Origin of the sequence: Kitasatospora sp. NPDC087861, from assembly GCF_044742585.1 — a bacterium.
Classification (GTDB): Bacteria; Actinomycetota; Actinomycetes; order Streptomycetales; family Streptomycetaceae; genus Kitasatospora.
Window position 1 is genome coordinate 230,880 of the sequence record NZ_JBIUUS010000001.1, and the last position, 24,422, is coordinate 255,301.

Annotated in this window: 25 protein-coding genes; 18 read left to right on the forward strand and 7 right to left on the reverse strand. The window is 74.0% G+C overall.

The features are described from left to right. Positions 1–85 precede the first annotated feature (85 nt). Positions 86–694, reverse strand: coding sequence for a YceI family protein (locus tag ACIOJE_RS00970; RefSeq protein ID WP_400772512.1), 609 nt, complete (start codon positions 692–694; stop codon positions 86–88). 219 nt (positions 695–913) lie between these two features. On the opposite strand from ACIOJE_RS00970, the gene ACIOJE_RS00975 reads away from it, so the two are divergent. The 7 genes from ACIOJE_RS00975 to ACIOJE_RS01005 all read left to right on the forward strand — a co-directional run bounded on the left by ACIOJE_RS00975 (position 914) and on the right by ACIOJE_RS01005 (position 8,107). Beyond that, the gene (locus tag ACIOJE_RS00975; protein WP_400772514.1) at positions 914–4,126 is read left to right on the forward strand and encodes an SNF2-related protein; all 3,213 of its coding nucleotides are present in this window, start codon (positions 914–916) and stop codon (positions 4,124–4,126) included. Beyond that, entirely contained in the window at positions 4,123–4,422 is a 300-nt protein-coding gene (locus ACIOJE_RS00980; RefSeq protein WP_400772516.1) for a hypothetical protein, read from the forward strand. Before ACIOJE_RS00975 ends, ACIOJE_RS00980 begins: the two co-directional genes overlap by 4 nt. 71 nt (positions 4,423–4,493) lie before the next feature. Then, on the forward strand, positions 4,494–5,387 hold the full coding sequence (locus ACIOJE_RS00985) for an RNA polymerase sigma-70 factor (RefSeq protein ID WP_280675615.1): 894 nt from the start codon (positions 4,494–4,496) through the stop codon (positions 5,385–5,387). A gap of 34 nt (positions 5,388–5,421) precedes the next feature. After that, the gene (locus tag ACIOJE_RS00990; protein WP_400772518.1) at positions 5,422–6,534 is read left to right on the forward strand and encodes a MerR family transcriptional regulator; all 1,113 of its coding nucleotides are present in this window, start codon (positions 5,422–5,424) and stop codon (positions 6,532–6,534) included. Between the two features lie 88 nt (positions 6,535–6,622). Continuing rightward, on the forward strand, positions 6,623–7,087 hold the full coding sequence (locus ACIOJE_RS00995) for a helix-turn-helix transcriptional regulator (RefSeq protein ID WP_280675610.1): 465 nt from the start codon (positions 6,623–6,625) through the stop codon (positions 7,085–7,087). Between the two features lie 2 nt (positions 7,088–7,089). Next, a complete protein-coding gene (locus ACIOJE_RS01000; RefSeq protein WP_400772520.1) occupies positions 7,090–7,635 on the forward strand; it encodes a hypothetical protein in 546 nt (181 codons plus the stop codon). A gap of 139 nt (positions 7,636–7,774) precedes the next feature. Further along, positions 7,775–8,107: a DUF2516 family protein gene (locus ACIOJE_RS01005; RefSeq protein WP_400772808.1), complete on the forward strand. Its 333-nt coding sequence runs from the start codon at positions 7,775–7,777 to the stop codon at positions 8,105–8,107. 79 nt (positions 8,108–8,186) lie between these two features. Here the strand turns inward: ACIOJE_RS01005 and ACIOJE_RS01010 are convergent, their stop codons facing one another. Then, positions 8,187–9,659 (reverse strand): PP2C family protein-serine/threonine phosphatase, encoded by a 1,473-nt coding sequence (locus ACIOJE_RS01010; protein WP_400772522.1) that lies wholly within the window; start codon positions 9,657–9,659, stop codon positions 8,187–8,189. A 235-nt stretch (positions 9,660–9,894) separates the two neighbouring features. On the opposite strand from ACIOJE_RS01010, the gene ACIOJE_RS01015 reads away from it, so the two are divergent. Continuing rightward, positions 9,895–10,458: an O-acetyl-ADP-ribose deacetylase gene (locus ACIOJE_RS01015; RefSeq protein ID WP_280675604.1), complete on the forward strand. Its 564-nt coding sequence runs from the start codon at positions 9,895–9,897 to the stop codon at positions 10,456–10,458. A gap of 184 nt (positions 10,459–10,642) precedes the next feature. Here ACIOJE_RS01015 and ACIOJE_RS01020 read toward each other — a convergent pair whose 3' ends face one another. Beyond that, entirely contained in the window at positions 10,643–11,473 is an 831-nt protein-coding gene (locus ACIOJE_RS01020) for a class I SAM-dependent methyltransferase (RefSeq protein ID WP_400669210.1), read from the reverse strand. A 215-nt stretch (positions 11,474–11,688) separates the two neighbouring features. Between ACIOJE_RS01020 and mshA the strand changes: the two genes are divergently transcribed. Continuing rightward, on the forward strand, positions 11,689–13,062 hold the full coding sequence (gene mshA, locus ACIOJE_RS01025) for a D-inositol-3-phosphate glycosyltransferase (RefSeq protein WP_400772525.1): 1,374 nt from the start codon (positions 11,689–11,691) through the stop codon (positions 13,060–13,062). A gap of 95 nt (positions 13,063–13,157) precedes the next feature. Next, entirely contained in the window at positions 13,158–13,670 is a 513-nt protein-coding gene (locus ACIOJE_RS01030) for a YbjN domain-containing protein (RefSeq protein WP_400772527.1), read from the forward strand. Positions 13,671–13,725: 55 nt separating this feature from the next. On the opposite strand, the gene ACIOJE_RS01035 is transcribed toward ACIOJE_RS01030, so the two are convergent. Beyond that, positions 13,726–15,048 (reverse strand): MDR family MFS transporter, encoded by a 1,323-nt coding sequence (locus ACIOJE_RS01035; protein WP_400772529.1) that lies wholly within the window; start codon positions 15,046–15,048, stop codon positions 13,726–13,728. Between the two features lie 150 nt (positions 15,049–15,198). On the opposite strand from ACIOJE_RS01035, the gene ACIOJE_RS01040 reads away from it, so the two are divergent. Both ACIOJE_RS01040 and ACIOJE_RS01045 read left to right on the forward strand, forming a co-directional pair. Further along, positions 15,199–15,957, forward strand: coding sequence for a phosphoglyceromutase (locus tag ACIOJE_RS01040; RefSeq protein ID WP_400772531.1), 759 nt, complete (start codon positions 15,199–15,201; stop codon positions 15,955–15,957). Positions 15,958–16,230: 273 nt separating this feature from the next. Further along, positions 16,231–16,818, forward strand: coding sequence for a lytic polysaccharide monooxygenase (locus tag ACIOJE_RS01045; protein WP_400772533.1), 588 nt, complete (start codon positions 16,231–16,233; stop codon positions 16,816–16,818). A gap of 109 nt (positions 16,819–16,927) precedes the next feature. Here the strand turns inward: ACIOJE_RS01045 and ACIOJE_RS01050 are convergent, their stop codons facing one another. Together ACIOJE_RS01050 and phoU are read right to left on the reverse strand one after the other, a co-directional pair. After that, positions 16,928–17,107 carry a hypothetical protein gene (locus ACIOJE_RS01050; RefSeq protein ID WP_280675592.1) on the reverse strand — a complete coding sequence of 60 codons (180 nt, stop codon included), beginning with the start codon at positions 17,105–17,107 and terminating at the stop codon, positions 16,928–16,930. A gap of 268 nt (positions 17,108–17,375) precedes the next feature. Then, positions 17,376–18,056, reverse strand: a complete 681-nt coding sequence (gene phoU / locus ACIOJE_RS01055; RefSeq protein WP_280675590.1) for a phosphate signaling complex protein PhoU — start codon at positions 18,054–18,056, stop codon at positions 17,376–17,378. A gap of 307 nt (positions 18,057–18,363) precedes the next feature. Here phoU and ACIOJE_RS01060 point away from each other — a divergent pair, with 307 nt between their 5' ends. Together ACIOJE_RS01060 and ACIOJE_RS01065 are read left to right on the forward strand one after the other, a co-directional pair. Further along, on the forward strand, positions 18,364–19,737 hold the full coding sequence (locus tag ACIOJE_RS01060) for a sensor histidine kinase (RefSeq protein WP_400772535.1): 1,374 nt from the start codon (positions 18,364–18,366) through the stop codon (positions 19,735–19,737). 2 nt (positions 19,738–19,739) lie between these two features. After that, on the forward strand, positions 19,740–20,435 hold the full coding sequence (locus ACIOJE_RS01065) for a response regulator transcription factor (protein ID WP_031069385.1): 696 nt from the start codon (positions 19,740–19,742) through the stop codon (positions 20,433–20,435). A 109-nt stretch (positions 20,436–20,544) separates the two neighbouring features. Here the strand turns inward: ACIOJE_RS01065 and ACIOJE_RS01070 are convergent, their stop codons facing one another. Further along, positions 20,545–21,219: a DUF461 domain-containing protein gene (locus ACIOJE_RS01070; protein WP_400772538.1), complete on the reverse strand. Its 675-nt coding sequence runs from the start codon at positions 21,217–21,219 to the stop codon at positions 20,545–20,547. Positions 21,220–21,646: 427 nt separating this feature from the next. Between ACIOJE_RS01070 and ACIOJE_RS01075 the strand changes: the two genes are divergently transcribed. The 4 genes from ACIOJE_RS01075 (at position 21,647) to ACIOJE_RS01090 (ending at position 24,328) form a co-directional block, all read left to right on the forward strand. Continuing rightward, the gene (locus ACIOJE_RS01075) at positions 21,647–22,129 is read left to right on the forward strand and encodes a CarD family transcriptional regulator (protein ID WP_030244332.1); all 483 of its coding nucleotides are present in this window, start codon (positions 21,647–21,649) and stop codon (positions 22,127–22,129) included. Between the two features lie 318 nt (positions 22,130–22,447). After that, the gene (gene ispD / locus ACIOJE_RS01080) at positions 22,448–23,173 is read left to right on the forward strand and encodes a 2-C-methyl-D-erythritol 4-phosphate cytidylyltransferase (RefSeq protein ID WP_400669190.1); all 726 of its coding nucleotides are present in this window, start codon (positions 22,448–22,450) and stop codon (positions 23,171–23,173) included. Continuing rightward, on the forward strand, positions 23,163–23,708 hold the full coding sequence (ispF, locus tag ACIOJE_RS01085; RefSeq protein WP_400772540.1) for a 2-C-methyl-D-erythritol 2,4-cyclodiphosphate synthase: 546 nt from the start codon (positions 23,163–23,165) through the stop codon (positions 23,706–23,708). Before ispD ends, ispF begins: the two co-directional genes overlap by 11 nt. Before the next feature lie 224 nt (positions 23,709–23,932). Then, positions 23,933–24,328, forward strand: a complete 396-nt coding sequence (locus tag ACIOJE_RS01090) for a PPOX class F420-dependent oxidoreductase (RefSeq protein WP_280675580.1) — start codon at positions 23,933–23,935, stop codon at positions 24,326–24,328. Positions 24,329–24,422 lie beyond the last annotated feature (94 nt).

A 24,422-nucleotide genomic window follows, 5' to 3' on the forward strand; every position in this document is an offset into this window, starting at 1 on the left:
TGCCGTCGGGGGTCGGCAGGGGCGGTGGGCGCGCGGACCGGGCCGTACGGCGGGTCCCGCTGGGGTGGCAGCCGTGGACGGCCGGTCAGGCCGCCTTGACGGCGGAGATGTCGAAGCTGAGCTTGACCTTCTCGCCGATCAGCACGCCGCCGGTCTCCAGAGCCGCGTTGTAGGTCAGGCCGAAGGCGGTGCGGTCGAGGACGGCGCTGCCCTCGAAGCCGACCCGCTCGGCGCCGTAGGCGTCGGTGGCGCTGCCGGTGTACTCCAGGTCCAGGACGACCGGGCGGGTGGTGTCCTTGATGGTCAGCTCGCCGTGCATCCGGTACGTGTCGCCGTGCCGGCGCTCGGCCGAGGTGCTGCGGAAGCGGATCTCCGGGTAGGCCTCGGCGGCGAAGAAGTCGCCGGTGCGCAGGTGCTCGTCGCGCTGGGCCTGGTTGGTGTCGATGCTGGCGACCTTGATCACCAGGTCGGCGGAGGAGTTGCCCGGGGTGGTGCCGTCCAGGTGCAGCTTGCCGTCGTACTCGGTGAAGCGGCCCTTCACGTTCGTCACCATGGCGTGACGGACCGAGAAGGCGACCTCGCTGTGCGTGGTGTCGATGGTCCAGTCGCCGGTCAGGTGGGCGAGGTCCGGGCCCGCCGGGGTCGCGACGGCGGTGGCGGGGGTGGCGGTCTTGGTGCGGTTGAAAAGGCCCATGGCTCCTCCTCGGGTTCGAAGCCATTTGTTTAGGCTTCAACTTGTTGGCTCCAGCGTAAGGCTCTTTCGTTCAAGTTTCAACCACAACCGCTGGGCGTGTTCCGCGGTGTTTTCGGGGGCGTGTTCCGGGGGCGTGTTCCGGACCGTTCGACGGACCCGCCCTGTCGGAGCGCCCGGTTAGGCTGCGAAGGACGGTTCCGCCGACCGGAAGGCCCCCACATGTTCGTCCTGCACGCGCTCTGGCGGGCGGACGGACGGCTGGCCCTCTGGGCCGAGGACGCCCGCGCCCACCCCGGCGCCACCGGATCGCGCCCCGACCGGTCGGCCCCGCGCGCCCACCCCTACGCCTGCCCGGCCGGCGAACTGGCCGCCGTGCTCGGCGGCATCGGGCCCGGCCTCGGCTGGCTCGCCGGCCAGGCCCCCGAGCGCTGGGCCACCCTGCTGCTGCCCACCGTCGGTGCGCTGCCCGCGCCCTCACCCGATCTGCCGGTCACCCCGGCGCGGGGCGCGGCCGTCCTGGCGCCCTGGCGGGTGCCGGCGCTGCTCTTCGACGCCGGGGCGGCCGCCCAGCTGCTCGGCGAGGTCTTCGACCCGTACTGGGCCGTCACCAGCACCGACCTGCCCGGCGCCGGGCGCGCCGAGGTCGTCCAGGGGCCCTCGCTGCGCTGGCTCACCGGCGTGCACGACCTCGCCTGGCGGACGGTCGGCCGGGGCCGGGTGCTGCCACTGCCGGTCCTGACGGACGGCCGCCCGCAGGCCCGCTGGCGGCCCGACCTCACCCCGGCCGCCCGTCGGGAGGCCGCCGAGCTGGCGGCCGGCTGCCCGCCCGTCCTGCTGGGGGAGTGGCCGGCCGGCGGCGGCACCGGCGAGGCCCTGCTGGACGCCGCGCTGGGAGCGCTGGTGGATGCCGAGGCCCGGGCCGCGCTGGTCGGCGCGCCCCCACTGGTCCCGGGCGGCGAGACCCGTGCCGCCGAGACCCGTGCCGCCGAGACCCGTGGCGCCGGAACCGTCGGCGCCGGAACCGAGGGCTCCCGAACCCGTCGTGCCGCCGAGCGCTGGCTGCACGCCCTGACCACCCCGGACGGCGGCCTCACCGACGTCCCCTCTGACGGCTTCGCCGAACTGCGCCGCCGGATCGCCGCCTGGTACGCCGCCGCCGAACCCACCGCGCCCGCGCTCCGGCTCTGCTTCCGCCTGCTGGAGCCGCTCGGGCCCGCCCCGGACGACCCCGAGGGCAGGCCCTCCGACGACGCCTGGCAGCTGGAGTTCCTGCTCCAGGCCGTCGACGAGCCCTCCCTGCTGGTCCGCGCCGCCGACCTGCACGAAGGCGGCGCCGCCCGCGCCGCGCTGGCCCGCAAGGCGCCGGACCCGGCCGATGTCCTGGTCTCCGAACTCGCCCGCGCCGCCCACCGCTGGCCGGCCCTGGACGGCCTGCGGCACCGCTCCCGCCCGGCCGCCCTCCCGCTCGACCGGGCCGGGGCGCTGGACTTCCTGCGCACCGCCGCGCCGGCCCTCGCCGAGGGCGGCTTCGGTGTGCTGCTGCCCGCCTGGTGGCGCCGCCGGCCCCGGCTCGGCCTCACCCTGCGGGCCACCACCCCGCCCGCGCCCGGCATGCTCGCCGTCACCGCCCAGGTGGACCGGGACGCCGTGGTCGCCTTCCGCTGGCAGGCCGCGCTCGGCCCGGACGGCGCGCCGCTCACCGAACAGGAGCTGGCCGAACTCGCCGCCGCCAAGCAGGGGCTGGTCCGGGTCCGCGGCACCTGGCTGGAGGCCGACCCGGCGCAGATCGCCGCCGCGCTCGCCTTCCTCGCCGACCGGCGCGACGGCGTGCTGGCCACCGCCGATCTGCTGCGGCTGGCCCTCGACCCGGAGGCGACCGTCGCCGGGCTGCCCGTCACCGGCGTCCGCGCGGACGGCCCGCTCGGCGACCTGCTCGCCGGGCGCGCCGCCCCGGCCCCCGCCCCCGCGCTGCCACCGGACTTCCGGGCCACCCTGCGCCCGTACCAGGAACGGGGCCTGGCCTGGCTGCGGTCGATGAGCGGGCTCGGCCTCGGGGCCGTGCTGGCCGACGACATGGGCCTCGGCAAGACCGTCCAGACCCTCGCCCTGCTGGCCGTCGAGCAGGCCGAGGGAGCGGTCGGCCCCACCCTGCTGGTCTGCCCGATGTCCCTGGTCGGCAACTGGCAGCGGGAGACCGAGCGCTTCGCCCCCGCCCTGCGGTGGCACGTCCACCACGGCTCCGGCCGGCTCGGCGCCGACCGACTCGCCGACGCCGTACGGGAGGTGGACCTCGTCATCACCACCTACGGGCTGGTCCAGCGGGACCTCGCCGCGCTGCGCGCGATCCGCTGGCGCCGGGTGGTCGCCGACGAGGCGCAGCACGTCAAGAACGCCGGCACCGCCCAGTCCCGGGCCGTCCGCGCCCTGCCCGTCACCCGCCACCGGATCGCCCTGACCGGCACCCCGGTGGAGAACCGGCTCGCCGAACTGCACGCCGTCCTCGACTTCGCCAACCCCGGCCTGCTCGGCCCGGCCGAACGCTTCAAGGAGCGCTACGCGATCCCGGTCGAACTGCACCGCAGCCCCGAACGCACCGCCGAACTCCAGCGCCGCACCGCCCCGTTCGTGCTGCGCCGGCTCAAGTCCGACCCGGCGGTGGCCGCCGAGCTGCCGGCCAAGCAGGAGATGACGGTCTGGTGCAGCCTCACCGCCGAGCAGGCCGGCCTCTACCAGGCCGTGGTGGCCGACCTGCTGCAGCGGGTCGAGGGCATCCGGGGCGTGGAGCGGCGCGGCACGGTGCTGGCCGCGATCGGCAAACTCAAGCAGGTGTGCAACCACCCGGCCCAACTGCTGCACGACGGATCGGCGTTGGGCGAGCGTTCGGGCAAGGTCGCCCGGTTGGCGGAGCTGCTGGAGGAGGCGCTGGCCGAGGGCGACCGGACGCTGGTCTTCACCCAGTACGCCGAGTTCGGCGAGATGCTCCGCCCGTACCTGGCCCGCCGGCTCGGCGAGGAGGTGCTCTACCTGCACGGCGGCGTCCCCCGGGGTCGCCGCGAGGAGATGGTGGAGCGCTTCCAATCCCCGGACGGGCCACGGGTGTTCCTGCTCTCGCTGCGGGCCGGTGGCACCGGTCTCAACCTGACCGCCGCCAACCAGGTGATCCACCTGGACCGTTGGTGGAACCCGGCGGTCGAGGAGCAGGCCACCGACCGCGCGTTCCGGATCGGCCAGCGCCGGGACGTCCAGGTCCGCCGCCTGGTCTGCGTCGGCACTGTCGAGGAGCGGATCGACGAACTCCTCGCCGCCAAGCGCGCGTTGGCCGAGGCGGTGGTGGGGGAGGGGGAGCGCTGGCTCACCGACCTGCCGGTCGAGGCCCTGCGCGAACTGGTCGCGCTCACCCGCGAGGACGCCGTCGCGGAGGAGGACGCATGACGGACGGACGGCGCATGACGGACGGACGACCCGTGCCCGACGACGGCCGCACACCCGACGGCGACCACGCCCCCGCCGTGACCACTCCCGCCGTGAACGCCCCTGCGGTGAACACCCCCGTCGTGAACGTCGCCGCCTACTGGGGTGGCGACTTCACCCTGCGCCCGGCCCCGCCCGAGCCGGCGGACGACCCCGACGAGCCCTCGCCGCACCGCCTCGGCCGCTCCGGCGTCACCGTGCGCGGCCGCGACCTGGCCGCCCTGCTCGCCCCCGCCTACGAGGCCTTCCGCAGCTGACGCGATGGGTGCAGCTGATGCGGCTGACGCGCCCCCAGCCGCGCCGATGCCCGTGCGGTAGCGTCGGAACGGTGACCGACATCCTCAGCGCCCCCGGCCTCGACGACTTCGAGCGGCACCGCCGGATGATCTTCGGCATCGCCTACCGGATGCTCGGCAGCATCGCCGACGCCGAGGACCTGGTCCAGGACACCTGGCTGCGCTGGAGCCAGGTCACCGGTCCGGTCGCCAACCCGGGCGGCTACCTGGCCCGGACGGTCACCAACCTCGCGCTCAACCGGCTCGACTCGGCCGCCGTCCGCCGTGAGGCCTATGTCGGCCCGTGGCTGCCCGAACCGCTGGTCGTCGAGCCGGACGCGACCGGCGACGTCGAGCGCGCCGAGACCGTCTCGCTCGCCCTGCTGGTGGTGCTGGAGAGCCTGTCCCCGCTGGAGCGGGCCGTCTTCGTGCTCAAGGAGGCCTTCGGCTTCTCCTACCGGGAGATCGCCGAGGCGCTGGAGCGCACCGAGGCCGCGTGCCGGCAGGTCGGCAGCCGGGCCAAGGCGCACGTCCAGGCCCGCCGGCCGCGCTACGACGCCCCGCCGGAGCTGCGCCGCCGCGCCACCGACGAGTTCCTCGCGGCCTGCGTCGGCGGCGACCTCAACCGGATGCTGGAGCTGCTCGCCCCCGACGTCACCGCCTGGACCGACGGCGGCGGCGTGGTCCGCGCCGCCCTGCGCCCGGTCACCGGCGCCGGCAACGTCGCCCGCTTCCTGCTCGGGGTGCTCGACCAGCTGGGCGAGGGCGTCGCAGCCCGGCCGGTCCTGGTCAACGGCCAGCCCGGGGTGCTGCTCACCCTGGACGGCGCGGTCGACGCCGTCTCGGTGTTCGACTTCGTGGAGGAGCCCGACGGCCGGCTCCGGATCGCGGAGCTGCGCACCGTCCGCAACCCGACGAAGCTCACCCACCTCACCGGCCGGGCTTGACCCTCGACCTGGTCGAGCCCGCAGAGTCACCGGCATGGAGAGCGAGCTGCACAGCATCGGCGAACTGGCCCGCGCCAGCGGCCTGGGCGTCGGCACCCTGCGCTACTACGACGGCGCCGAGGTGCTCACCCCCGCCTGGGTCGACCCGCAGACCGGCTACCGCTGGTACCGGCCCGGGCAACTCGCCGACGCCCGCCTGCTGGCCCGGCTGCGCCGGGTCGGCCTGCCACTGGCCGACATCCGCGCCGTGCTCGGCGCGGTGCCCGGCTCCGGCCAGGCCCGGCGGGTGCTCGACTCGCACCTGCGCCGGCTGGAGGACGGCCTCGCCGACGCCCGCCGCGAGCTCTCCCTGATCCGCGTGATGATCGACCAGAGGGAGCAACCGATGACCACCACCCCCGCCGAACTCCGCTGCACCGTCCCGGCCGAGGAGCTGGCCGCCGCCTTGGACGCGGTCCGCTTCGCGGTCGGCGTCGACCCCGAAGTCCCCTCGCTCGCCGGGGTGCTGTTCGAGCCGGACGGCCCGGTGCTGCGCCTGGTCGCCACCGACCGCTACCGGATGGCGCTCGCCGAGGTGCCCGCCGCCGAGGTTCCTGCCACCGCGGTGCCCGACCGACCGGTCGGCGGCACGATCGTCCCGACCGCCCTGGTGGACGCCCTGCGCGCGCTGCTCGGCGCGGGCACGCCCGAGGTCGCGCTGACCCTCGGCGGCGGCCTGGTCCGGGCCGAGACCGGCGGCCACCGGATCGAGGGCGCCGCCCTGGACTTCGACTACCCCGACTACCGGGCGCTGACCCGGCTCGACCCCGGGCACCGGATCGACCTGTCCGCCGCCGAACTGCGCGGCGCCGTCGAGAACGGCGTCACCCGCACCCTGCCCTCCGGCCCGAACGGCGCCGACTGCCCGGTCACCGTCCTCACCCTGGCGGCGGACGGCCGCCTCGCGGTCGCCGGCCCCGAGCCCACGCCCGGCGACCTGAGGGTGGCGGTCAACCGCGACTACCTCCTGGACGCCCTGCGGGCCGGCCGCCCCGAGCAGCTGGTGCTCGAACTCGGCGGCCCGATCGCCCCCTTGGCGATCCGCACCCCGGGCCGGGCCGGCACCTACTCCCTCCTGATGCCGGTCCGCGCACCCGAACTCACCTGATCCCCCGGTCGGGGCTCGGGCCGCCGCGCCGTTTGCTGCTGCTAGCGTCCTGCTTGCATGTGCAAGCGGGATGTTGCAGGCTGCTGGCATGGCCTCACTGAACGTCGGCTCGCTGGGCGAGTACATCCGCGAGCAGCGCCGCAACGCGCAGTACTCCCTGCGCCAGCTGGCGGAGGCCGCAGGCGTGTCCAACCCGTACCTCAGCCAGATCGAGCGCGGGTTGCGCAAGCCGAGCGCGGAGATCCTGCAGCAGATCGCGAAGGCGCTGCGGATCTCGGCGGAGACGCTGTACGTCCAGGCCGGGATCCTGGAGGAGCGGCGCGGTGAGGGCCTGGAGCTGCGGGCCTCGATCCTGGCCGATCCGCTGATCAACGAGCAGCAGAAGCAGGCGCTGCTCGCGGTCTACGACGCCTTCCTCAAGGAGAACGCCGCCCTGCGGGGTCCGGTGGCCGAGGGTGCGCCCGCGGCCGGTGCCGGTACCGGCGTTCCACCAGCCTCCGGCCCGACGACCGACGGCTCAGCCACCCAGAACACCCACCGGGAGGACCGGTAACCATGCCGATCACCGACGAGATCAAGAAGACCCTCAGCGACCCGACCCCGCTGTACGCCATCGCCGGCGCCGGGGATCTCGCGTACGAGAAGCTGCGCGAGGTGCCGGGCCGGGTGGAGGCGCTCGCCGCGGACCGCAAGGGCGCGCAGGAGAAGGCCACCGCCCGGTTCCAGGAGGCGCAGACGAAGCTGGTCGAGGCGCAGGCCAAGGTCGCCGAGACCGTCACGACGCTCCCCACCGACCTCAGGGCGCTGCAGGAGCGGGCCCAGGGTTTCGCCCTCCAGCAGGTCGGCCGCGCGGTCGAGCTGGCGGTGAAGGCCAAGGAGACGTACGACGAGCTGGCCGAGCGCGGCAAGGTCGTGGTGGACCGGGCCCGTCCGGGCGTGCCCGGCGAGACCGCGCCGCCGGCCGAGGTGCCGGAGTCGCTCGCGGCCGAGCTGGTCGAGGCCGAGCTGATCGAGGACGACGCCGACACCGGCGACGCGGGCACCCAGGGCGCCCCGAAGAAGGCCGCCCGCGCCCGGAAGGGCCCCGACCGCGCGGAGTGAGTGAAGGCGCGCCGGACGGGCACATCCGGTGACCGCGGAACGTTGACACGGAGCGGACGGCCCGCCGTGCCAGGATGGGCGGCGGCCGGTGCGCCGGAGCCGAGAGACAGAGGAGAGCACGATGGGCGGAGTGGCCCAGATTCTGGACTTGGCCTACCTGAACCCGATCTGGTGGCTGTCCGTGGCCATCCTGGGTTTCAAGCTGTTCGCCCTGCTCGACGCGGTCACCCGCCGTGAGGACGCCTACCGGGCGGCGGACAAGAAGACCAAGCCGTTCTGGCTGACAATCCTGGCGATCGCCTTCGGCTGGGACCTGTTGTTCGGGGTGAACTTCTTCACCGGCATCGGGACGCTCGCCGGGCTCGTCGCGTCGATCGTCTACATGGTGGACGTGCGTCCGGCGATCCGGGCGCTCACCGGCGGTGGCGGCCGCGGCGGTCGCAGCAACACCGGCCCGTACGGGCCCTGGTAGGCCGAACGATCCGACAACACCACGGCCCGGGCGGGGAGTTCACCCGCCCGGGCCGTGTCGTGTCCGGCACCCGGCCGGCTCAGCCGAGGATCAGCTGCACCGGGTTGCGCTCCAGCAGCAGCACCGCGACGTCGTCCGTCAGCGCGCCGCCGTTCAGCTCCTCGACCTCGGCGATGGCGCTGTCGACGAGCCGGCCCCGGGTGAGCCCGGCGGACTGGTGGTCGCCGATGAGGTCGGCCAGCCCGTCCTGGCCGAGGCGGCGGGAACCGGCCCCGACCCGGCCCTCGATCAGTCCGTCGGTGTAGAGCAACAGTCGCCAGCCGGGCTGGAGTTCGAGCTGGTGGGCGGGCCAGGCGGCCTGCCCGTCGTAGCACGGCAGCAGGCCGAGCGCCGGCCCGGCGAGGTCGGCGGGCAGGGTGACCGGCGGGTGGTCGCGGCCGAGCAGCAGCGGCGCCGGGTGCCCGGCCAGGTAGAGGCGGGCCTGCTCGCCGGCGCCGAGCGAGCCGAGGTCGCCGCTGGCGCCGCCGGGTTCGATGACGAGCATGCAGAGCGTCGCGAAGATCTCGTCGCTGCGCCGCTCGTGTTCCAGCACGTGCTGGAGGGTGGTCAGCAGGGCCTCGCCGGTGAGTCCGGCGAAGACGAGGGTGCGCCACGCTATCCGGAGGGCGACGCCGAGCGCGGCCTCGTCCGGGCCGTGGCCGCAGACGTCGCCGATCACGACGTGGACGGTGCCGTCGTCGGTGCGGACGGCGTCGTAGAAGTCGCCGCCGAGCAGGGCGCGGCGGCGGCCCGGGCGGTAGCGCCGGGTGAAGGAGAGGCCGGCGCCGTCGAGCAGTGGGGTGGGCAGCAGGTGGCGCTGGAGGCGGGCGTTCTCCTGGCCGCGCAGTTCGGCCTCGACCAGGCGGCGCTGGGACTCGTCGGCGCGCTTGCGCTCGACGGCGTAGCGCAGGGCGCGGGCCAGCAGCGGGCCGTCCGTCTCGTGCTTGATCAGGAAGTCCTGGGCGCCGGCCGCGACGGCGGCCGCGCCGAGTTCGGCCCCGGCGGCGTCGGTGAGCACCACGACGGCGGTGTGCGGGGCCCGGCGGAGCAACTCGTGCAGGCCCTCCAGGCCGTCGGAGTCGTCGGACGGGTGCGGCAGGTCGGCGGGCGCGGCGAGGTCGAGCAGCACGCAGCTGAACTCGCTGCCGCGGGAGCGCCCGCGCCGGGGGCCGTGCGAGGGCACGGCGAGCAGTTCGCCGGCCTGTTCCAGGCCGCGGGCCCAGTGGATCTCGATCGAGGTGCCGCTGTCGGCGACCGCGGCCTTGATCAGCTGGGCGTCGGAGGCGTCGTCCTCGATCACCAGCAGTTTGAGCGGCGCGGTGCCGCCGGCGGCGGGTGCGTCGGCCGCGGCCGGGAGGTTTCCGGTCCGGGGCCGGGGGTGAGGTATCGGGGGAGCGGTCGTCGCCGAGCCGGTCGCGTGCGGGCGGTTGCGGGCATGGCCAACGGGGGCACCGTGATGGGTGCCCGACAGGCTCGCGGCACCAGGTGCCCGCCCGTCTCCCGTTGCGGGCATCGGTGGTTCCTCCCTTTCCCCGAGTGCGTAACGGTCAGCGTCCGTCCGCAGTGCCCGCCTGGCACCGTGCGCCGGGGAACTTCTCGCGACCATAACGTGATCTCCGGGGATTTCTCTGGCCGACCGGCGCCGTTGTGGCTTTTGCCACGCCGGTGGCGGTGCGGTGATCGGACTCGGACGACGACTGTCATCCCGTCCCGGCGGCTGCCGGGCGGGGAGAGGAACGGGACGGGCGATGGTGACACGGATCACCCTGGTCGAGGGTGACATCACGGAACAGCAGGTGGACGCCGTGGTGAATGCCGCGAACTCCTCTCTGCTGGGCGGCGGCGGGGTGGACGGTGCGATCCATCGCAAGGGCGGGCCGCGGATCCTGGAGGAGTGCCGACGGCTGCGCGCCTCGCACTGGGGCGGGGGGCTGCCCACCGGGCGCTCGGTGGCGACGACGGCCGGACGGCTGCCGGCCCGGTGGGTGGTGCACACCGTCGGGCCGGTGTACCTGGCGGAGGAGTACGAGGAGCGGGCGGAGCTGCTGGCCTCCTGCTATCGCGAGTCGCTGCGCACGGCGGCGGAGCTGGGCGCGCGCACGGTGGCGTTCCCGGCGGTGTCGGCCGGGGTGTACGGCTGGCCGCCGGCGGACGCGGCCCGGATCGCGCTCGGCACCGTCGCGGAGGTGCTGGACGGCGGCGACGCGCAGGCGGGCGCGGAGCTGGCGGAGGTGCGGTTCGTGCTGTTCGGGGCGGAGATGTGCGGCGTGTTCGAACGGGCCTTGCGGGAGCTGCTCGGGCAGGGCGGGTGACGGCGGAGAAGGGCGAGCTGGGCAGGGCTGGGGCCGAGCGGCGGCGGTGGCGCCGTTCGGTGGCGTCCATCGTGGCGTGACGGGACGTCAACACGCCAGGGGTATTCGATAACTCGTTCGAGTGAATGCGCCGGGTCGCTCACCGCGCCGGCTCGCTCACCCGCGCCGGACCCCGCGACCCGGGCTACGGCGCGAGCGCCGCCCAGGGCACCGTGACCTCGCCCTGCCGCCACCGCCCGCGCGCGTCCACCAGCGGCCAGTCACCCGCCAGCGCCGTGCAGGCCGCCACCCAGCGCTGCCGCGCCCCGAACGCCCCGTACGGCGCGGCCGCCGCCCAGGCCCGGTCGAAGTCGGCGAGGAAGGCGTGTACCGGCCGGCCCGGCACGTTGTGGTGGATCAGCGCCTTCGGCAGCCGTTCGGCCAGGTCGGAGGGCTGGCCGAGGCCGCCCAGCCGGGCCGCGAAGGTCACCGTCCGGGGCCCCTCCGGGCCGAGCGCGACCCAGACGTGCCGTCGCCCGATCTCGTCGCAGGTCCCCTCGACCAGCAGCCCGTCCGGGGCCAGCCGGGCGCAGAGCCGCTGCCACACCCCGGCCACCGCCGACTCGTCGTACTGCCGCAGTACGTTGGCGGCCCGGATCAGCTGGGCCGGCGTGCCGCCGTCCAGCGGCACCTCGAAGCCGCCGCGCCGGAAGGTGAGCAGCGGCGGATCGGCGTACGGCAGCGCGGCCGCGACCCGCTCCGGCTCGATCTCGATCCCGACCACCCGGACGTCCGGGCGCACCGCGCGCAGCCGCCCGGCCAGCTCGACGGCCGTCCACGGCGCGGCGCCGTACCCGAGGTCGACCGCCACCGGCGGGCGCCCGGCGGTGCGCAGCGCGCGGCCGAGGGTGTGGGCGATCCAGCGGTCCATCCGCCGCAGCCGGTTGGTGTTGGTGGTGCCCCGGGTGACCGTCCCCACCGGCCGTCCGGTCCGCCCACGGGAGGACGCGGTCGCGGAGTCGAAGGAGGCAGCCATGCCTGGAAGGGTAGTCGGGCCGCTGCCGGCACCGCTGTGACCTGGGACGTCACCCCGCCCGGCATCTCGTCCGCCGGACCGGGAATGCCGGGCGCCGCCCAGGCGGTTGGCACTCTGGCGGTGATGTGTGCCCGGGACGGGGCAGCGCACACCGGACAACGGGCGGCCCGTGCGCGGGCCGCCGAGACGGGCCGCACAGAGGAGGCTTCAGCCAGGTGATCCAGCACCCCGTCCGTTCGGTACGCCGTGCCCAGCCCGCCCCGCCCGCGCGAGGCCGGCTGCAGTCGCTCGTGCCGGGCCGCCGCCGCCCGCGCCGGATAGCGATGCTGAGCGTCCACACCTCGCCGCTGCACCAGCCCGGCACCGGGGACGCCGGCGGGATGAACGTCTACATCGTCGAGCTGGCCAAGCGCCTGGCCGCGCTCAACATCGAGGTCGAGGTGTTCACCCGGGCGATCTGCTCGGACGACGCCCCCACCGTCGAGCTGGCCCCGGGCGTGCTGGTGCGGCACGTCACCGCCGGGCCGTACGAGGGCCTGGTGAAGGAGGACCTGCCGGCCCAGCTGTGCGCCTTCACCCACGGGGTGCTGCGGACCGAGGCGGGCCACCGCCCCGGCCACTACGACCTGGTGCACTCGCACTACTGGCTCTCCGGGCAGGTCGGCTGGCTGGCCGCGCAGCGCTGGGGGGTGCCGCTGGTGCACACCATGCACACCATGGCGAAGGTGAAGAACGCCGCGCTGGCCGAGGGCGACACGCCCGAGCCCGCAGCCCGGGTGATCGGCGAGACCCAGGTGGTCGAGGCGGCCGACCGGCTGATCGCCAACACCACCGAGGAGGCCGCCGAGCTGGCGCTGCACTACGCCGCCCGGCCGGACCAGCTGGCCGTCGTCCACCCCGGCGTCAACCTGGACGTCTTCCGCCCCGGCGGGTCGTCGGCGCGGGCCGCCGCCCGAGCCCGGCTGGGTCTGCCGCAGGACGCGGCGGTGCTGCTGTTCGCGGGCCGGATCCAGCCGCTGAAGGCCCCGGACGTGCTGCTGCGGGCGGTCGCCGAACTGCTGGCGCGCCGCCCGGAGTTGCGCGAGCACCTGGTGGTGCCGGTGGTCGGCGGCCCCTCCGGCACCGGGCTGGCCCGGCCGGAGAGCCTGCACAAGCTCGCCGCCCAGCTGGGCATCGGCGACGTGGTGCGGTTCCACCCGCCGGTCGGCCAGGCCGAGCTCGCGCAGTGGTACCGCGCGGCGACGGCCCTGGTGATGCCCTCGTACAGCGAGTCCTTCGGGCTGGTCGCGCTGGAGGCGCAGGCCTGCGGCACCCCGGTGGTGGCGGCCGCGGTCGGTGGTCTGCCGGTCGCGGTGCGGGACGGCGAGACCGGCACGCTGGTGCCCGGCCACGAGCCGGCGGCGTGGGCGCACGCGCTGGAGCCGTACGTCACCGACCCGGGCCTGGTCGCCCGGCGCGGCGAGGCGGCGGCCCGGCACGCGGGCGGGTTCGGCTGGGACACCGCCGCCGCGACCACCGCCGAGGTGTACGCGGGCAGCCTGGCCCGCCCGGCCGGCCGACTGGCCACCGCCCGGCGGCGACTGGCCTGACCGCCGCCCCGGACGATCCCCAGGGCCGGGCGCCGATGCCGGGGGCGCGTCACCGCTGGTGCGCGCCCCCGGTACCGCCGAGTAACGTCACCCCCATGGCAATCCGCACCAAGGACGAGGCCCTGACCCTCCTGCGCACCGCCCTGGACGACGCCGGAGCGGCCTGGGAGCCGGCCACCACCGACCCGTACACGCTGGTGGCGACGCTTCCGGGCACCCGCAAGCTGAGCACCACCTGCGCGCTGCGGGTCGGCGACCACACCCTGTCGGTGAACGCCTTCGTGATCCGCCGCCCGGACGAGAACCACGAGGCCGTCTACCGCTGGCTGCTGGAGCGCAACACCCGGCTGTACGGCGTCGCGTACGCGATCGACCCGCTCGGCGACGTCTACCTGGCCGGCCGCCTGCCGCTGGAGGCGCTCACCCCGGACGCCGTGGACCGGCTGCTCGGGACGGTCCTGGAGAGCGCCGACGAGCCGTTCAACACCCTGCTGGAGCTGGGTTTCGCCTCGGCGATCCGGCGCGAGTGGGAGTGGCGTACCAAGCGCGGGGAGTCCACCCGCAACCTGGCCGCCTTCGCCCACCTGGCCGCCCCCGCGGCCGACTGATCCGCGGCCGACCGACCGGGGCCGTCCGGCCGCGGTCGGCGGGCTGTCCCCGGTGTCAGGCGCCCGCCGGGGCCTTCCCCTCCACGGCGGGCACGGCCACCTCGGCGGCGGGCACCGCCACCTCCACGGCCTCCACGGCTTCGAACGGACCGCCGTCCGCCGCGGCCCCGGTGCGCCGCCCCAGCACCGCGTATCCGGCGGCGGCGACCGTGCCGCACACCCCGCACGCGCCCCACAGCACCCCGCCACCGGCGTGGTCCAGCACCACACCGCCCACGGCCGGGCCGAGGAACAAGGCGAGCGACCAGGAGAGCGAGTAGACGCCCTGGTAGCGGCCGCGCGCATGGGTCGGCGACAGTTCGGCGACCAGGCCCATCAGGGTCGGCGTGTAGAGGATCTCCCCGACCGTCCAGACCGCCACGGTGAGGGCGTAGAGCCACGCGGACGACCCGGCCAGGGCCGTCATCCCGAATCCCCAGCCGATGAGCAGCGCGGCCGCCGCCAGCATGGCCGTCCGGCTGCGGCCCTCGACCCACCGGGTGAGCGGGATCTGCAGCAGCACGATCAGCAGCCCGTTCAGGCCGATGACCAGGCCGTACTGGGAGGACGTGATTCCCTGCTCGCCCATGTCCACGGGGAGTGTGGTGGAGGCCTGCTGCATCACCAGGGCGAGCAGCAGGGTGAGCCCGACCACCGACATGAAGCGGCGGTCGCGGATCACCGTGACGAGGCCGACCGCCGGGGCGTCGGCATGTGCGGCCGGGGTATCGGGCTTGGTCTCCGGGATCTTGACGAAGATCACCACCGCGCAGAGCAGGGTGGAGACCGCGTCCAGCAGGAACAGCGTGAGGTAGCCCTGGGTGGCGATCAGGCCGGCGACGGCCGAGGAGAGGCCGAAGCCCAGATTGATCGCCCAGAAGTTCAGCGAGTAGGCGCGGACCCGGTCGGCGGCCGGGACGATGTCCGCGATGATCGCCGAGATGGCCGGGCGGGTGGCGTTGTTGCAGAAGCCGACCAGGAAGGCCACCACGGCGATCGAGACCTGGCCGTCCGTGAAGCCGAGCACGGCGGTGAACAGGGCGGTGCCGAGCTGGGCGCCGACCAGGGTCGGCCGGCGCCCGATCCGGTCGGTCAGCACGCCCGCGACGATCGACGAGACCGCCGCGCCGAGGCCGAACAGGGAGGCGACCAGGCCCGCGTAGGAGGCCGAGTACCCCCGGCTGCTGGTGAGGTAGAGCGCCAGGAAGGTGACCACGAAGGCGCCGAGCCGGTTGACCAGCGTCGAGACCCAGAGCCACCAGAACTGCCGTGGCAACCCGCCCGCCGTCTCCTGCACCATTCTTCGGATCCGGGGGTTGGTGACCAGCGTGAAGAGCATGTGGGGGGCTCCCGGGGGTGGGCGTCCGCTGAGCGGCATGGGCAGGTCCGGCCAGCCGACGCTTGTAAGTGGTGGATAAGCGGAGCACACATTACCCACGGGCAGAAGGTCCCGACCAGCGGTTTTCGGGCCTCCACTAAGCTGGGGGCCATGGCTGACACGACGTACCGACTCATCCTGCTCCGCCACGGCGAGAGCCAGTGGAACCAGAAGAACCTGTTCACCGGTTGGGTCGACGTCGACCTCAACGAGAAGGGTGAGAAGGAGGCCGCGCGCGGTGGCGAGCTCCTCGCCGCCGAGGGTCTGCTCCCCGATGTGCTGCACACCTCGCTGCTGCGTCGCGCGATCCGCACCTCGCAGATCGCCCTGGACAAGGCCGACCGCCACTGGATCCCGGTCAACCGCAGCTGGCGCCTGAACGAGCGGCACTACGGCGCACTCCAGGGCAAGGACAAGGCCCAGACCCTGGCCGAGTTCGGCGAGGAGCAGTTCCAGCTGTGGCGCCGCTCGTACGACACCCCGCCGCCGGTGCTGGCCGATGACGCCGAGTACTCGCAGGCCGGTGACGCCCGCTACGCGGAGATCCCGAGCGAGCTGCGTCCGCGCACCGAGTGCCTGAAGGACGTCGTCGAGCGGATGCTCCCGTACTGGTACGACGCCATCGTCCCGGACCTCGCCGCCGGCAAGACCGTCCTGGTCACCGCCCACGGCAACAGCCTGCGCGCGCTGGTCAAGCACCTCGACGGCATCTCCGACGAGGCCATCGCGGGCCTGAACATCCCGACCGGCATCCCGCTGGTGTACGAGCTCGACGCCGACTTCAAGCCCGTCGCCACGGGCGGCCGCTACCTCGACGCGGAGGCCGCCGCCGCCGCCATCGAGGCGGTCAAGAACCAGGGCAAGAAGTAGGCCGCTTGCCGCTACGGCCCCTCACCAGCGCTTTCGGTGCCGGTGGGGGGCCTTCGCGTGTCCACCCCACCCCTGCTTCAACTGGCCCGCCTGGTCGATGAGTTGACGGCCACGAGAATGGTTCAGACCATTGACGGGTGGCGGTGTCGGCTCCTACCGTGAGGTCACCGGACTGGCGCAGGCATGCCAAGGATCCCCCTGTCCCGGCCGCCGTACCCCACGCGCGCGTCTGCGCCCCGGCGCACTCTCCATCCACCCCCACGGAGGAGCACCATGCGCACACGCCACATCGTCGGGGCGGCGGTCGCCGCGCTCGCGATACCGCTCACCTTCGCGCTCCCGGCGCAGTCCCACGGGTACATCTCGACGCCGCCCAGCCGGGCCGCCCTGTGCGGCGCGGAGGTCGTCACCGACTGCGGTGAGATCCAGTGGGAGCCGCAGAGCGTCGAGGGCCCGAAGGGCTTCCCGGCCGCCGGCCCGTCCGACGGCACCATCTGCGCCGGCGGGAACTCGCGCTTCGCCGAACTGGACGACCCGCGCGGCGGCGCCTGGCCGACCACGCCGGTGACGGCGGGGCAGCAGCTCACCTTCACCTGGACGTTCACCGCCCGGCATGCGACCACGAGCTTCACGTACTACCTGACCAAGCCGGGCTACGACGCCAGTCAGCCGATCACCCGGTCGAGCCTGGAGCTGACGCCGTTCCTGACCGTCCCCTACAACGGCCGTCAGGTGCCGAGCACGGTCAGCCACACCGCGACCGTCCCGAGCGGGCGGACCGGCCACCAGGTGGTCGTCTCGGTGTGGGAGATCGCCGACACCGGGAACGCCTTCTACTCCTGCACCGACGTCCAGTTCTGACGGATCCCGCCGGGCTCACGGCCGGCGGAAGACCGGGGTGCACGCCCGTCTCCCGCGGCGGCCGTGCACCCCGGAACCCCCGGGGCCGCCGCCCTCGCGGCGGCCCGGCTCAGTGGCCGCCGCAGCAGCCGCCGTCCGCGCCGCCGCACTGGCAGGGCGCGCCGGACTGGCAGCCGCAGCCGCAGCCCGGGCCACAGCCGCAGCCGGCCGCGAGGACGGGCAGCAGCTTCGGGGAGGGCGGCGCGACGGTGTCGTGTGCCGGTGTCGGTCGGGTCGGGTTGGCCTTCATCGTGCTGAACCCTCCTTGTGACGGGCACACTTCGGTGCCTACAGCTTCGAGTGAAGCCGCCGATCGGAGGGAGCGTCAACAGGCGCGCAGTGGTGGGGCGTACGGGACATCGTGCGCCCCCACCACCCCCGTCACGGGTTTACCCGCCCTCGGAGTGAGCGGCCGCCCCTCGGAGCCCCATGCTCCGGGAGTCCCGGGACTCCCGGGACTCCCGAGGCCCGGAGACCCCGAAGCCCCGACCGGGCGACCGCACCGCACCGGCGGGAGGTCACTCCGCCGCCGCGGCCTCCGAGGCGGCCACGAACTCGGCCACGTGCTCGCCCGTCACCAGGTACACCACGCGCTTGGCGACCGACACCGCGTGGTCCGCGAAGCGCTCGTAGTAGCGGCCGACCAGGGTGATGTCGACGGCCGTCTCGATGCCGTGGTGCCAGCGGTCGTCGATCAGGTGCGACAGCAGCTCGCGGTGCAGGGTGTCGATCGCGTCGTCGTCCTGCTCCATCTCCAGGGCCTTGTCGACGTCCTTGGTGGCGATCACCAGACCGGCCTTGGCCACCAGGCGCTGGGCGAGCTGGCCCATCTCCAGGACGGTGGAGTGGAGGTCGCCGGGGACGGCGGAGTCGGGGTAGCGCATCCGCGCGACCTTGGCGACGTGCCGGGCGAGGTCGCCGCAGCGCTCCAGGTCGGAGCTCATCCGCAGCGAGGTGACGACGATGCGCAGGTCGGTGGCGACCGGCTGCTGGCGGGCGAGCAGGTCGATGGCGCGGTTCTCCAGCTCGTGGTGGAGATCGTTGATCTTCTGGTCGGCGGCGATCACGCTCTCCGCCAGCGCCAGGTCCGCGTCGAGGAGTGCGGTGGTCGCCCGGCCCAGTGCCGAGCCGACCAGCCGGGCCATCTCGACCAGGCTGTCGCCGATCGCATCGAGTTCCTCGTGGTACGCGTCGCGCATGCTCTCTCCTCAGTAGCTGTGTCGGTGGCGGTGCCGACCGGCCGGCCCGTCCGACCGTCGTTCCGGTGTTCGGGTGACCGCTGCTGGTGGCGCGAATCGTACGCGCACACCTGAGGCGGCGGCCGGTGGTCCGGCCCGCCACCCACTCCCACACGGGCTGCATGGCCAACCCTGCGCCGTCCGGGCGACGGTGCACGGCCGGTGTGGTGAATCGGCGGCCACGTGGAGGTGAATTCTCGGCAACGCGTGGCCGATGCCTTGATCGGCCCCTTGGGGAGTGCCCTGGCCATGCGCTTACGCTGGCCACATGGACGTGAACGTGGCCGCCGCCGCTGCCTGCGCCATAGCCGGGCTCGGCGTCGGCCTCACGGCCTCCATCGCCTTCCGCTGGAGCGAGCGCGAGCAGGCCAGGGGCAGGCACAGTGGCACCAACAGCAGACACCACGGTCGGCAACAGGGATTGGGCGCCGGCACCCCGGAGCCCCCGCTGCCGCCGGGGGTGGACACCGTACTCTCCGTCCTCCGCTCCTGCGCGATCGTGCTGGGCGAGGGCGACGAGGTGGTCAAGGCCAGCTCCGCGGCGTACGCGATGGGCCTGGTACGCGGCGGCGCGGTCGCCGTGGACCAGATGCTCTCGCTGGCCCGCGCCACCCGCCGGGACGGCGAGATCCGCCAGGTCGAACTGGAGGTGCCCCGCCCCGGCGTGGCCCGTGCGGGCGAGCCGCTCGCGGTCTCCGTCCGGGTCGCCCCGCTGGGCTCCCGGCTGGTGCTGGTGCTGGTCGAGGACCAGACCGAGCGCCGCCGGGTGGAGGCCGTCCGCCGGGACTTCGTGGCCAACGTCAGCCACGAGCTGAAGACCCCGGTCGGCGCCCTGTCGCTGCTCTCCGAGGCGGTCGCCGACGCGGCCGACGACCCGGAGGCGGTGCAGCGCTTCGCCGGCCGGATGCAGATCGAGGCGACCAGGCTGGCCAGCCTGGTCCAGGAGATCATCGACCTCTCCCGGGTGCAGGACGACCGGCTGATGGTGGACCCCGAGCCGGTCGCGGTGGACGAGCTGATCGCCGAGGCGATCGACCGCTGCCGCCAGCAGGCCGCCGCCAAGCAGATCCTGATCACGGCCGGCGGCATCGCCGGCCTCTACCTGCACGGCAACCGCGGCCAGCTCGCCGCGGCCCTGGGCAACCTGGTCGAGAACGCCGTCAACTACAGCACGCCCCGCACCAGGGTGGCGATCGCCACCCGCCGGATCTCCAGCGCCGCGGCGCTCGGGGAGGCGGACGGCGAGCTGATCGAGATCTCCGTCACCGACCAGGGCATCGGCATCTCCGAGAAGGACCGCGAGCGCGTCTTCGAGCGCTTCTACCGGGTCGACCCGGCCCGCTCCCGGGCGACCGGCGGAACCGGCCTCGGCCTCTCCATCGTCAAGCACGTCGCCGCCTCGCACGGCGGCACGGTCTCGGTGTGGAGCGTCGAGGGCCAGGGTTCGACCTTCACCATCCGCCTGCCGGCCGGGCAGGCGCCCGAGGCCGAGGACACCGACGACCTCGACCGTGACCGGCACGCCCAGACCCTCACCACGGACCGGACGGCCACCACGGGCCGCGCGGACCGTTCGCTCCCCACGGGGGAGCGGGAACACCCCCTGTCAGACACAACCCCCCAGCTTGCCCCGGAGGCCTGATCGTGACCCGAGTACTGGTGGTCGAGGACGAGGAGTCGTTCAGCGACGCCCTCTCGTACATGCTTCGCAAGGAGGGCTTCGAGGTGGCCGTCGCCGCCACCGGCCCCGACGCACTGGAGCAGTTCGAACGCAACGGCGCCGACCTCGTCCTGCTCGACCTGATGCTGCCGGGCCTGCCGGGTACCGAGGTCTGCCGCCAGCTGCGGGTGCGCTCCAACGTCCCGGTGATCATGGTCACCGCCAAGGACAGCGAGATCGATAAGGTGGTCGGCCTGGAGATAGGTGCGGACGACTACGTCACCAAGCCCTACTCCACCCGTGAACTGGTCGCCCGGATCCGCGCGGTGCTGCGCCGCCGCGGCGAGGACGGCGGCGCCGGCGACAACGGCGGCGGCCCGGGCGCCCTGGAGGCGGGCCCGGTCCGGATGGACGTGGACCGGCACGTGGTGACCGTGGACGGCGCCAAGGTCGACCTGCCGCTGAAGGAGTTCGACCTGCTGGAGATGCTGCTGCGCAACGCGGGCCGGGTGCTCACCCGCATGCAGCTGATCGACCGGGTCTGGGGCGCGGACTACGTCGGCGACACCAAGACCCTGGACGTCCACGTGAAGCGCCTGCGGGCCAAGATCGAGCCGGACCCGGGCGCCCCGCGCTACCTGGTCACGGTCCGTGGCCTGGGCTACAAGTTCGAGCCGTAAACCGCGGCCGCGGACAGACGCGGAAGGCCCCCGCCGGCAGTTGCCGGAGGGGGCCTTCGCGTTGCGTCCGACGGGCCCGGGAGGGGCCCGCCGGACGCGGGGTGGCGCGTCAGTGGGCGCCGGCGGACGCAGTGGCGCCCGCGGGGGTGGTGGCGGCACCGGACGGCGTGGCCGCACCGGTGGTGGCCGGGGCGGCCGGGGTGGTGCTGCCGGTGACCGGGGCGGTCGCGGCGGGGGTGGCGCCCTTGGTGGGCACGGCGGCCGGGGTCGCCGTCGGGCCGAAGCCCTGGTAGAGGCCCTTGTTGGGGCTCACACCGGCCTGGGCGTCGACCTTCTGACCGTCCTTGAAGGTGAACGAGGCCGGGACGAAGCCGCCGACCTGGACACCGACCGAGGCGACCTTGGCGGACGGGTTGCCGGCGCCGCCGATCGCCACGGCGCCGCCGGCCGGGACGACGATGGTGGACAGCGGGGCGCCCGCCGCGTCGGTGAACGCGGCGGTGGCACCGTTTCCGACGGTGATGGACTGCAGCTCAGCCGGGGTGCTGCCGGTGTTGGAGATGTTGACGGTCACGGTGGCGGGACCGGTGTGCTCGCCCGAGGACTCGTCCCCGGTGACGACCACGATGTTGTTCAGCCGGAGGTTCGTTCCGAGGGTTGCCGCCGCGTTGTCGGGCTTGACCTGCAGCGTGTCCGGCGTGTTGCCGGCGGCGCAGGAAGACAGCGAGGCGATGGCGATGGCGGCGATGGCGGCGATGCTGCCGCGTCGAAGGCTGCGGCTCACGGCGGCGGCTTCTCCTAAGTCACGTGTCGGTAGGTCAGGTCTCAGATTATCGACCTCACTTATGCGGTCCTCACGGGGTGGTCCCCGTGTCGCACTCCTGAGGCCCGTGGGGCGGCCGTCCGGCCGCATCCGTGGCGTGTCCAGATCACTCTCGGGACAGACTTCGACCAAGATCGAATAACGATGTGGATACGGCCCGATAAACGGTGAAAGCCCAAGATCCAATCACGGTTTCGCGGGTGTTGCACAAGGTTTCGCTGAGCGCCGGAACGGCCTCCGACCTGCGGGAAGCCTCTCTCGAACATCGGTCGCAGCACGTCATGGGGGTCCTTGTCAAGCCCCGAGACCGGCCCTGACCTGCGAAAACGCCCTTCGGGTGCGCCGAAAAGCGTGTTATTCTGGAAAGCCACGGAAGGGGTCCTGTCACATGACGTTCAAGGTTGGCGACACGGTGGTCTACCCCCATCACGGGGCTGCGCTGATCGAGGCCATCGAAATTCGCCAGATCAAAGGTGTGGACAAGACCTACCTGGTGCTCAAGGTGCAGCAGGGAGACCTGACGCTCCGCGTGCCCGCCGAGAACGCGGAGTTCGTCGGCGTGCGCGATGTAGTCGGCCAGGAGGGTCTGGACCGGGTCTTCGAGGTGCTGCGCGCACCGTACACCGAAGAGCCGACCAACTGGTCCCGTCGCTACAAGGCGAACCTGGAGAAGCTCGCCTCGGGTGACGTTATCAAGGTCGCCGAGGTTGTGCGCGACCTCTGGCGTCGTGAGCGCGAGCGCGGTCTGTCGGCCGGCGAGAAGCGGATGCTCGCGAAGGCGCGCCAGATCCTCGTCAGCGAGCTCGCGCTGGCGGAGAACACCAACGAGGACAAGGCGGAGACGCTGCTCGACGAGGTGCTTGCCTCGTAGTGCAGTCGGGCTACCGCCCACCGCTCACAGCGCCCGGTGTCGGCGCGCCGCTCCCAGGACGAAGCGTCCGGGGGTGGTGCAGTGGCACTTCGGGCGCTGAGGCGTGTCCGGACGACGCCCCCGGCCTGAGCCGGTCCAGGCCCACAGGACCACTCCGCCCCGCAAGACGCCTTGCAAGACCGATTCTGCGGGTTGTGCGGCGGACGGTGGACCGTGGTTCTTCGGAAGGGGCCCGTTGCGCCCGCCGGGCACGCCAAGGCCATACCCACTTCGCCGAAGGAGTGAAACCTGAACGCCGCAGCAGCAGTCGCAGCAGCAGTGGTGCCCGCCGCCGGACGCGGTGAGCGGCTGGGGCCCGGCGCCCCGAAGGCCCTGCGGGAACTGGGCGGTGTGCCGCTCCTGGTGCACGCCGTGCGGGCGCTGGCCCGCAGCCGGGCGGTCGGCCTGGTCGTGGTCGCCGCGCCCGCCGACGGGGTGGCCGAGGTGGTCGCCCTGCTGGACAGCCACGGGCTGGACGACAAGGACATCCGGGTGGTGGCCGGTGGCGCGACCCGCCAGGAGTCGGTCCGGCTCGGCCTGGCCGCGATCCCGGCCGAGGTGGAGGTCGTCCTGGTGCACGACGCGGCCCGCCCGCTCGTCCCGGTCGAGGTGGTGGACGCCGTGGCGGCCGCCGTCCGGGCCGGAGCCGAGGCGGTGGTGCCGGCGGTGCCGCTGGCCGACACGGTGAAGCGGGTCGAGCCGAGCCCGGGTCGCCCCGAGCCGGTGCTCGACACGCCCGACCGGTCCACCCTGCGTGCGGTGCAGACCCCGCAGGGCTTCGACCGGGCCACCCTGGTCGAGGTGCACGCCAAGGCCCTGGCCGAGGAGGCCGCGGGCGCCGCCGACACGCCGTCGGTCACCGACGACGCCGGCCTGGTGGAGCGCTACGGCGGCCGGGTCGTCGTGGTGCCCGGCCACGAGGAGGCGTTCAAGGTCACCCGTCCGCTGGACCTCGTGCTCGCCGAGGCCGTACTCGCCCGCCGGAGGGCCTCCGATGCCTACTGATCCGCTGTCCACTGACGTGTCGGCCACCGAGTCGCCCGCTCCTGAGCCGTCGGCTCCCGCACTGCCGCGCATCGGCATCGGCACCGACGTGCACGCCTTCGAGGCCGGTCGCCCGCTCTGGGTGGCCGGACTGGAGTGGCCGGACGCCGAGTTCGGGCTCTCCGGGCACTCGGACGCCGACGTCGCCGCGCACGCCGCCTGCGACGCGCTGTTCTCGGCCGCCGGAATCGGCGACCTGGGCGCGCACTTCGGCACCGACCGGCCGGAGTGGGCCGGCGCGTCCGGAGTGAAGCTGCTCGGCGAGGCGGCCCGGCTGGTGCGTGCGGCGGGCTTCGAGATCGGCAACATCGCGGTCCAGGTGATCGGCGTCCGGCCGAAGATCGGCAAGCGGCGGGCCGAGGCGCAGGCCGCGCTGTCGGACGCGGCCGGTGCGCCGGTGTCGGTGTCCGGCACCACCACCGACGGCCTGGGCCTGACCGGCCGGGCCGAGGGGCTGGCCGCGATCGCCACCGCCCTGGTGTACGAACGGCGTTGAGCCCGTCGGTCCGGGGCGGGCCGGAGGCCGGCCGGGACGGTCCGGTGCGGGGCCGGCGCCGGTCCGGTGCGAGGTCGGTGCGAGGTCGGGAATTAATCCACGGTGACGGGTGTTCAGGAGCCGGTGTCAGGGCCCGGATCGATACGGTTCGGTGCGGGCCCGGGCGCAGGCTCCGCCTGGCAGTGGCCCGACCTCCGACCCGACCGACCGGAAGAAGGTCTCCGATGACCACCCAACTCTCCGACCGCGCCAAGGCCTTGATCGACGGCAAGAGCTTCGCCGTGGTCTCCACCATCCAGCCCGACGGCAGCCCCCAGTCCTCGGTGGTCTGGGTGGAGCGCGACGGCGAGGACATCCTGTTCTCCACCGTCGAGGGCCGTCGCAAGCACCTCAACCTGCTGAAGGACCCGCGCATCTCGCTCGTGGTCAACCCGCCGGAGAGCCCGTACGAGTACCTGGAGGTGCGCGGCTCGGCCACCCTCACCACCGAGGGCGGCCGCGAGTTGATCAACCGGTTGGCCGCCAAGTACCGCGGTGAGGACGTCTACACCTTCGACGGACCGGAGGACGTGCGGGTGATCGTCCGGCTCACCCCGCGCAAGGTGGCCGGCGGCATCTGACCCCGGAGGAGCGGGTGCCTCCGACCGGACGCGGCGGGGAAACGCCCTTGTCGCGGTATTGACATTCGGGAATGTCGCGGGGCACCCCCTCCTG